At 61.8% G+C, this 7,836-nt stretch carries 10 protein-coding genes; 6 read left to right on the top strand and 4 right to left on the bottom strand.

From position 1 onward, the window contains the following. Positions 1 to 195: 195 nt before the first annotated feature. The 3 genes from GGR47_RS18845 (at position 196) to GGR47_RS18835 (ending at position 1,964) form a co-directional block, all read left to right on the top strand. Positions 196 to 360, top strand: a complete 165-nt coding sequence (locus GGR47_RS18845) for a hypothetical protein (RefSeq protein ID WP_156477767.1) — start codon at positions 196 to 198, stop codon at positions 358 to 360. Positions 361 to 561: 201 nt separating this feature from the next. After that, positions 562 to 1,320, top strand: a complete 759-nt coding sequence (locus GGR47_RS18840) for a hypothetical protein (protein WP_052814282.1) — start codon at positions 562 to 564, stop codon at positions 1,318 to 1,320. After that, positions 1,317 to 1,964, top strand: coding sequence for an RES family NAD+ phosphorylase (locus GGR47_RS18835; RefSeq protein WP_043061441.1), 648 nt, complete (start codon positions 1,317 to 1,319; stop codon positions 1,962 to 1,964). The genes GGR47_RS18840 and GGR47_RS18835 overlap by 4 nt, the downstream gene beginning before the upstream one ends. Before the next feature lie 592 nt (positions 1,965 to 2,556). Here the strand turns inward: GGR47_RS18835 and GGR47_RS18830 are convergent. After that, complete coding sequence (locus GGR47_RS18830; RefSeq protein ID WP_241769373.1) at positions 2,557 to 3,135, bottom strand: TetR/AcrR family transcriptional regulator; 579 nt, start codon at positions 3,133 to 3,135, stop codon at positions 2,557 to 2,559. Positions 3,136 to 3,273: 138 nt separating this feature from the next. On the opposite strand from GGR47_RS18830, the gene GGR47_RS18825 reads away from it, so the two are divergent. The 3 genes from GGR47_RS18825 to GGR47_RS18815 all read left to right on the top strand — a co-directional run bounded on the left by GGR47_RS18825 (position 3,274) and on the right by GGR47_RS18815 (position 6,132). Further along, on the top strand, positions 3,274 to 4,263 hold the full coding sequence (locus GGR47_RS18825) for a zinc-dependent alcohol dehydrogenase family protein (RefSeq protein ID WP_043061439.1): 990 nt from the start codon (positions 3,274 to 3,276) through the stop codon (positions 4,261 to 4,263). A gap of 101 nt (positions 4,264 to 4,364) precedes the next feature. Next, positions 4,365 to 5,474, top strand: coding sequence for an S-(hydroxymethyl)glutathione dehydrogenase/class III alcohol dehydrogenase (locus tag GGR47_RS18820; RefSeq protein ID WP_147037224.1), 1,110 nt, complete (start codon positions 4,365 to 4,367; stop codon positions 5,472 to 5,474). A 394-nt stretch (positions 5,475 to 5,868) separates the two neighbouring features. Next, on the top strand, positions 5,869 to 6,132 hold the full coding sequence (locus tag GGR47_RS18815) for a hypothetical protein (protein ID WP_043061437.1): 264 nt from the start codon (positions 5,869 to 5,871) through the stop codon (positions 6,130 to 6,132). A 148-nt stretch (positions 6,133 to 6,280) separates the two neighbouring features. Here GGR47_RS18815 and GGR47_RS18810 read toward each other — a convergent pair whose 3' ends face one another. The 3 genes from GGR47_RS18810 to GGR47_RS18800 form a co-directional block, all read right to left on the bottom strand. After that, positions 6,281 to 6,574 (bottom strand): putative quinol monooxygenase, encoded by a 294-nt coding sequence (locus tag GGR47_RS18810; RefSeq protein WP_037093999.1) that lies wholly within the window; start codon positions 6,572 to 6,574, stop codon positions 6,281 to 6,283. Between the two features lie 111 nt (positions 6,575 to 6,685). After that, positions 6,686 to 7,426 (bottom strand): SDR family oxidoreductase, encoded by a 741-nt coding sequence (locus GGR47_RS18805; RefSeq protein ID WP_043061436.1) that lies wholly within the window; start codon positions 7,424 to 7,426, stop codon positions 6,686 to 6,688. 18 nt (positions 7,427 to 7,444) lie between these two features. Further along, on the bottom strand, positions 7,445 to 7,621 hold the full coding sequence (locus GGR47_RS18800) for a hypothetical protein (protein ID WP_156477766.1): 177 nt from the start codon (positions 7,619 to 7,621) through the stop codon (positions 7,445 to 7,447). Positions 7,622 to 7,836: the final 215 nt, after the last annotated feature.

The raw sequence follows: 7,836 nt of genomic DNA, 5'->3' as shown, positions 1-7,836 counted from the left end.
GCGCTTGTGGATGGCTCCACGCTGCCCCCGCTGCTACCAGCCGTGTGTCATTTCTATTTGGGGCAGAATGTGTCTTTTCTAATCAGCGGGAACACAAATCTGCTCTGCGGCGGAAGCACTTAGGCCGCTCTACCGGCACTCACCCGATCAGCGACACCCGCTCGCGCTGGCGTGCTTCGGCTCGGCGAGCCACGCATGAAACTGCGCCAGAATGTCGGCAACGTCCAGTCCCATTTGCCGATGGTGCATTGGCCACGAGCGCGCAGCGGCGCCAACCAGTCCTTGCAGTTCTGGATCAACATCGCCTGGACCCATTTCGGCGTGCTAGCGAGCAGCCATTCCAGTGATGGCCAGTCATAGGCGGGCCGTACCCGCAATTAGGCGGCTGACCGGCTCATCCGAAGCAGTGCGATATCCAGCGTCCCGTTTCAGGAGAACCAACACGCGCCCTGCCCGGCCACTCTCTTTTTCCAGGAAGAGGGGTTACCGGAAAATACAATGAGGGTGACGAAGCCGGTTAGATCGCTTATATGTTAGCTAGACTAACCGTAGGAGCTGCTCATGGCGACCCTCGCCAACGCCGTTGATCCGGGTGCCTTTGCCAATCTGGTGTTCGCCAGCTTGGTCGAGACCGCACGCAACAAGCCAGCCAAACAGCGTGGATCCGAGCCGGCGCCTACGGTCGACGAAACCTTATATATAGCGCCCACGGTTGAGGGCTTCTCCGCACAATATCGCACCGCCGTCGATCACGCGCTGGAGCAGCTAGCTGAAGCCGGTATTGCAACTGATCCGGATCGGCAGGCGCTCTACGCCATCGTCGACAAGCTGCTGCCCGACATTCGCACCCGACACCTCGAGCGCAAGATCGAGCAGCTCCTCGATGTGTTGGCCGACACGCATGACCCGATGGCGGAATTTCACACTGCGGTCGCGGCCGATAACACCGCGATCCGGCAGCGCTTCCTTCAGGAGGTCGAGACGCTTACCTCGGTCGAGGTTGCCGCGCGCGCCGGGCACGAAGCCAAGAACCGCCACCAGACGGCCGCGCGCTGGAAGGCGCAGGCCCGTGTCTTCGCCGTCCCCTATCAGGGGCAGGATCGCTTTCCCGCGTTCCAGTTCGATGCCGACGGCAAACCCCTTCCGCTAATCCGGCAGGTTCTCGCGGCCCTCCCCGCGAACCGCACGCCATGGCAAGTTGCTTTCTGGTTCGTATCGTCCAACTCATGGCTTGGTGGTCCCGCACCCATTGAGCGGTTCGACGAACCAGCAGCCGTTCTCGAGGCGGCAGCCCACGAAGGTGATGAGATCAGCGGGTGACGGCCCTCGCTCCGACAGGCATCGTTGCGAAACCGCCGACCGCCTTCCCGACCCACGTTACCGACCTACCGGTGGGGACGGTGCTTTGGCGCATTCACGCCGAGAAGCTTGCCGGAGACGCGTTCAATCCGGGTTTCGGCGCTTCGCGCTTCGCGCCGATCGGCCCGGTGCGCAAGCGGGTGCCGACGGCCTATGCCGCAGACGGGTTTGAGGCTGCGGTGTACGATACGATCTTCCACGATCTCGATTCCACGCAGACCTTCAAGACCTTTGCGCTGAGCAGGCTTGCCGATGTTCGCTGCTCGGTACTCCGGGTCGCCAGCCCGCTGGTGCTTCGCTCCTTTCTCGCGCCCGATCTGATGAAGCTGGGCGTCGCCCGTACCCAGCTGATCGACACGCCCGCGCGCGAATTTCCGGACACGCGGCGCTGGTCTGCGGCACTGCATCGCAAAGACGCCGCCACGCATGGGATGGTCTGGGAGTCTCGCCCCTATCCCTCGTCGCAGGCGATGATGTTGTTCGGCGATCGCGTGCCGCCTGGTGCGCTAAGCGTGGTCAGCACGTCTGGCATCGATGGTGATCCGGGGCTCGCCATGCGCTTCAAGGCGCTTGCCGATCGCTCCGGCGTGACCCTTGTCGCGTAAGATGGGAGCGAAATTTGCGGTAAAATAACGCCGTGCTGACGCTCCCGCAGGTGGGGTATCGTGGTATATGTATCTCCTAATCGACGCGTAGCGCCGGCTGCCAAGATCAGGAGCACGGGCCGTCGCGTTCCGGCCTCAAGGCCTCGTGTCCGTCACCAAGGTGGCGACCTTAAAATCGGATTGGCCTGTGGGCACACATCAAGGCGCGCGCGACACGTAAGTTCTTGCGATCAACCACCGTCTGAGCTCAACTTGCTTCTAAGAATGCATTGAGGGGGCGAACCAGTGGCGACGAATCCTTCCGAGAGGGTAGAAGCAGACCGATCTGTGATCCTGCGAGACCTCGCCGAAGACGCCTTGGCGACGTTCGAGCGGATCGTCGAGGCGGCTCTAGCTCGACACCGGCGCGTAGCTCGGCGATCTCATCGGATCGCCGCTCAGCACGTTCACCCATCTTCCAGGTGCCTTGACCCATTGAAGGAACCACTTCCCCGCCGAGCAATGTCACGTGTTTCATGTGCTTTCGTCCAATGAGATGAGTTCGACTGTTCGGTCGCGGGAGGCGGATTGGCAGATGACCACCATGTAACGATCATATCGCGGCCGGCCATCGATCGAGTGCCATTTTGGCGATGGAGAGCAGTTCGTTGATCGTAGCGCCGTCGCGCGCCTGAACGGACATGCCTTCCATGACCGTATTGATGAATTTGCCTAGCACGGCCGGATCGGTGTTGGCCGCAAGCTCGCCCTGCGCGGCGCCGCGTTGCAGACGCTCGATCAGGAGAGCCTCCGCCGCGATACGCTTGTCGCGCAGCAGGCATTCGATGGCGGCGGACGCCGGCGAAACGGCTGCCGCTGCCGAATACATGAAGCAGCCGGCCGGCGTTCCAGGTTCCGAGAATGATGACGCCGCTCGTTCCAGCAGGCCTTTGACGGCCTCGTAGGTGGACAACGCCGGATCGTTGATGGGTGAATAGAGGTGGACGCTGAACGTCGCGGCGTAGCGCTCGATCACCGCCGCAAACAGCCCCGCCTTGTTGTCAAACGCTGCATAGAGACTGGCAGCGGCGACGCCAGTCTCCGCCACCAGATCGGCCATCGATGTCGCCTCGTAGCCGCGCTGCCAGAACAGCCGCACCGCCTTGTCGAGCGCAGCGTCAGTGTCGAACACACGAGGGCGACCTGCGCGGCGACGGGCTTTCGTCTCTGTCATCTTTCGTGCACGATATGGAACGATCGATAAATAATATCTTGAAACGGGTGGTCCGTCTCCTTACAGAACGATCATTCAATAATCAAGGATTTTACAATGAGCCGCATCGTCCGCATCCACGAATATGGCGACGCCAGCGTCCTCAGGATTGAAGATGTGGCAGTCCCCGCGCCCGCGGCCGACGAAGTGCAGATCGCGGTGAAGGCGATAGGCATAAACCGCGCCGAGGTGATGTTCCGCAACCATGCCTACCTTCAGGAAGCCGAGTTCCCGAGCCGCCTTGGCTATGAGGCTGCCGGCACTGTCGTTACGGTCGGCGCGGACGTGACCGGGTTTGCGGAAGGCGAAGCTGTCAGCGTCATCCCCCCGCTCGATATCGCGCGCTGGGGCACTTATGGCGAGGTCGCCAACGTGCCCGCCCGCCTCGTCGTCAAGCATCCGGTGGCGCTGACGTTCGAGGAAGCGGCGGCCGTGTGGATGCAGTATGTCACCGCCTGGGGTGCGCTGGTGGAGCAGGCGAAACTCGGCGAGGGCGATTTCGTCATCGTCACTGCTGCCTCCAGCAGCGTCGGCCTTGCTGCCTTCCAGATTGCGCGGATGGTCGGCGCGACGGTAATCGCGACGACGCGTACCGGCGCCAAGCGCCAGGCCCTGATCGATGCCGGTGCACATCATGTCGTCGCGACCGGGGAAGAGGATCTGGTAGCGAGGGTGATGGAGATAACCGATGGTCAGGGTGCGCGCGTGGTGCTCGATCCGGTCGGAGGCCCGTCGTTCGAGCCGCTGACCGAGAGCATGGCACGCGGCGGCATCCTGCTCGAATATGGCGCGCTCAGCGGCGAACCGACGCCGTTCCCGTTGTTCTCCGTGCTGGGCAAGAGTCTCACGCTCAAGGGGTATCTCTACAGCGAGATCGTCTCGGACGATGCCGCCCTCGATCGCGCCAAGGCGTTCATCGTGGCGGGTCTGGAATCGGGCGCGCTCAAGCCGCGGATCGCGCGCACTTTCCCGCTCGACGCGATCCAGGACGCTCACCGCTTCCTCGAATCGAACGACCAGGTCGGCAAGGTCGTCGTTACGGTCTGACCTGCATACCGGGGGGAGTGAGCGATCGCTCCCCCACGAATTTGCGCTGACGCGACGGCCTCGCACCAGCAATCGGTTTAACTCAACGAGGGTATCCCAACATGAAATCTCGCGCCGCTGTAGCCTTCGAGGCGGGCAAGCCACTCGAAATCGTCGAGATCGATGTCGCCCCACCCCGGAAAGGCGAAGTCCTCATACGGGTGACGCACACCGGTGTGTGCCACACCGACGCGTACACGCTGGCGGGGAGTGATCCGGAGGGTGTTTTCCCGGTGGTTCTGGGCCACGAGGGCGCGGGCATCGTTGTCGAGGTCGGAGAAGGCGTCACCAGCGTCGGACCGGGCGATCACGTGATTCCGCTCTACACCGCCGAATGCGGCAAGTGCGACTTCTGCCTGTCGGGCAAGACCAACCTGTGCGTCGCTGTCCGCGAAACGCAAGGCAAGGGCTTGATGCCCGATGGGACCACGCGCTTTTCTTACAATGGTCAGCCCCTCTATCATTACATGGGCTGTTCAACCTTCAGTGAATATACTGTCGTCGCCGAAGTCTCGCTCGCCAAGATCAATCCCGAGGCAAACCCCGAACATGTCTGCCTGCTCGGCTGCGGCGTCACGACCGGCATCGGCGCAGTCCACAATACCGCCAAGGTCCAGCCGGGAGACTCGGTCGCCGTGTTCGGCCTCGGCGGCATCGGCCTCGCGGCGATTCAGGGTGCGCGCCAGGCGAAGGCGGGTCGCATCATCGCCATCGACACCAATCCATCCAAGTTCGAGCTGGCACGCCAGTTCGGTGCTACCGAGTGCATCAACCCCAAGGACCATGACGAGCCTATCCAGCAAGTGCTGATCGAGATGACGGGCTGGGGCATCGATCATACCTTCGAGTGCATCGGCAACGTCCACGTCATGCGCGCCGCGCTTGAATCAGCGCACCGTGGCTGGGGTCAGTCGATCGTGATTGGCGTTGCCGGCGCGGGCGAGGAAATCTCCACCCGCCCATTCCAGCTCGTCACGGGCCGCGTATGGAAGGGGTCCGCTTTCGGTGGCGTCAAGGGACGGACACAGCTCCCCGGCATGGTCGAGGATGCGATGAGAGGCGATATCGATCTGGCCCCATTCGTAACCCACACGATGGGTTTGGAGGAGATCAACGAGGCCTTCGAACTGATGCACGAAGGCAAGTCGATCCGCACGGTCATTCACTACTGACCCGCCGATCCGAAGCGGCGCGAGGCGCTCGGATCGACAACTCGGCCGTCATCATGGCCCGACCCCGGCCATGATGAAGCGCGCTCTGGCAAATGGGCAACGCGTCGCGATGCGGTAACAAGCGCCGAAGTACGGTCGTTACATGCCGATAGCGGCACGGACCAGGGCCGCCCAGCCCAGGCGCTTACCAGCGGAGTGTGTGTGGCCTCGTCGCGCGACCCAACAGGGAAAATGGTTTTATCGTAACCTTTGTCCACTGCTGGAAAAATACTTCAAAGGTGCCGAATATCGGGCCAGCCTGACCTTTGGATGTATTGAGTCGGAAAAGCATTCATCTGTTCCCCGACTGTGATGAACCACGGGCCGCACGGGCGGATAGGGCAGGAAGACTGAATTGAAGAGCAAGGATATTCACGCGACGACGCCGGCCACCGATCATGGGCATACGGGGCTGCCCGCTTGCGTGCAGGTTCGCGGCGCGCGCCAGAATAACCTCAAAAATATTGACGTCGATGTACCGCGCGACGCCTTCGTGGTGTTCACCGGCATATCGGGCTCGGGCAAGTCATCGCTCGCGTTCGGCACCCTCCCGCGAACGAATGGTGCCGTCACGTCGCGACCCATCAACGGCGCCTTATCGTTAAATTCAGAGATATGATAAGTGCAGAAGACAAGGTCATCCACTATTGCGGATGACCTGCCATATTCATCTATTCATTTCCCGATACGGCCGGGCCACCCATTCCGGATAGAAACACGAACCTTACCCTGCAGTCAGACAGCAGCTTAGGGTGCCGACCGCTCGGCTATTTCGCGGCCAGCAGGGTGAACTTGTGAATTTGCGGCGGTTCAGAAAAAAGTTCTTCTGCCTTGTCCATTAGTGCGGCGGCAACCTTGCCGTCGAGATGGGCTTGCCGATCCTCCTCTGTGTCGAACGTATCGAAGATCGCGTACGCACCGGGACCTTCCTCGATCGCATACCAGGTCAGAGTGCCCGCCTCAGCTTGAACGAGCGGCAATGCCGAGGTCAGGAAATTGGCGACATCACGCTCTTTTCCGGGCTTGGCCTTCAGTGGTACATACAGGGCAAGTTTGGGCATAAATGACTCCTCAAGTGAAACCGACAGTCATTATTCGGCAGAGTAACGGAAGAGCGGGCCGCTACGTTCCCCATGAGGCGGAGCAAACGCGGCCCCGCCTCCTCGTCGAAATCAGAACTGCTGTGCGGTCGGCCGGATGACGATCGCGTTGACGTCGACGTCATCAGGTTGTTCGACAGCGAACGCGATAGCACGCGCCACCGATGCCGCCGGGATGGCCTGCTTGTAGAAGTCCAGCACCGTCTCAGCAGCCGTACCCGACGTCGTGAACTTCAGGTCGCTCTCGACGGCTCCGGGCTCGATCGACGTGACGCGGACCTTCTCGCCCACCTCCTGGCGAAGACCTTCGCTGATCGCGCTGACGGCGAACTTGGTGCCGGAATAGACCGTGCCGCCCGGGGCGAAGACCTTGATGCCGGCGACCGAACTCAGGTTGATGATGTGGCCGCTGCCCTGCTCCAGGAAGCCGGGAAGAGCCGCGGCGATGCCGTAGAGCGTGCCCTTCAAATTGACGTCGATCATCTGGTCCCACTCGTCGGTGTTGACCTCGGCCATCGGACGGATCGGCATCAGACCGGCGTTGTTGATCAGTACGTCGAGACGGCCGAAGTCGGCGACGATCGCGGCGACGACGGTCTGGACCGCCGACTTGTCGGTGACGTCGAGCGCATAGGCGCGTGCCGTTCCGCCGTTCTCGGCGATCTGCGCGACGACCTCGTCGAGCTTGTCCTTGCGCCGTGCGGCGATGGCGACCTTCGCACCGCGTTCGGCGAGAAGACGCGCGGTCTCGGCGCCGATGCCGGTGCTCCCGCCGGTGATGAGAACAACCTTGCCTTCGATACCTTTGGTCATGACTGTGTTTCCTTCACTTCAGATGTTGATTTTTCGCTGCGTCGCGGCCCCGCGCCAGCGGTAGCCGCGTGGATGAACGAGGCCGATAAGGCCCGCGCGAAGCGCAGGTGCCAACAGGCCGATCATCCGCAGCTCCTCTATGTAGAACGGTTGTGCCAGCAGCGCCGACCCCACCCATTCTTTAAGCTTGCCCATGGCAGCACCCTTAGGTCGCGGAGACGGGGTTGAGGACAAACGTGGCGCGCTCGGCCAGATCGCCGATCTGAGAGAGGTAGTTTTGGAAGTGGGGCGTCGCGCGGTGGGCGGTAACCGCATCGGGACTGTCAGGAATTTTGTGCGGGAGGCCGGTTACCGTCATTAGATGACGAAGCGCTCACCGAAGATTACGGCGAACTGACTTTTGGCCTCAC

This window comes from Sphingomonas aquatilis (assembly GCF_014196115.1).
Taxonomy (GTDB): domain Bacteria; phylum Pseudomonadota; class Alphaproteobacteria; order Sphingomonadales; family Sphingomonadaceae; genus Sphingomonas; species Sphingomonas aquatilis.
Note: the sequence above shows the minus strand (reverse complement) of the source record. Positions and strands in the feature narration are given on the sequence as shown.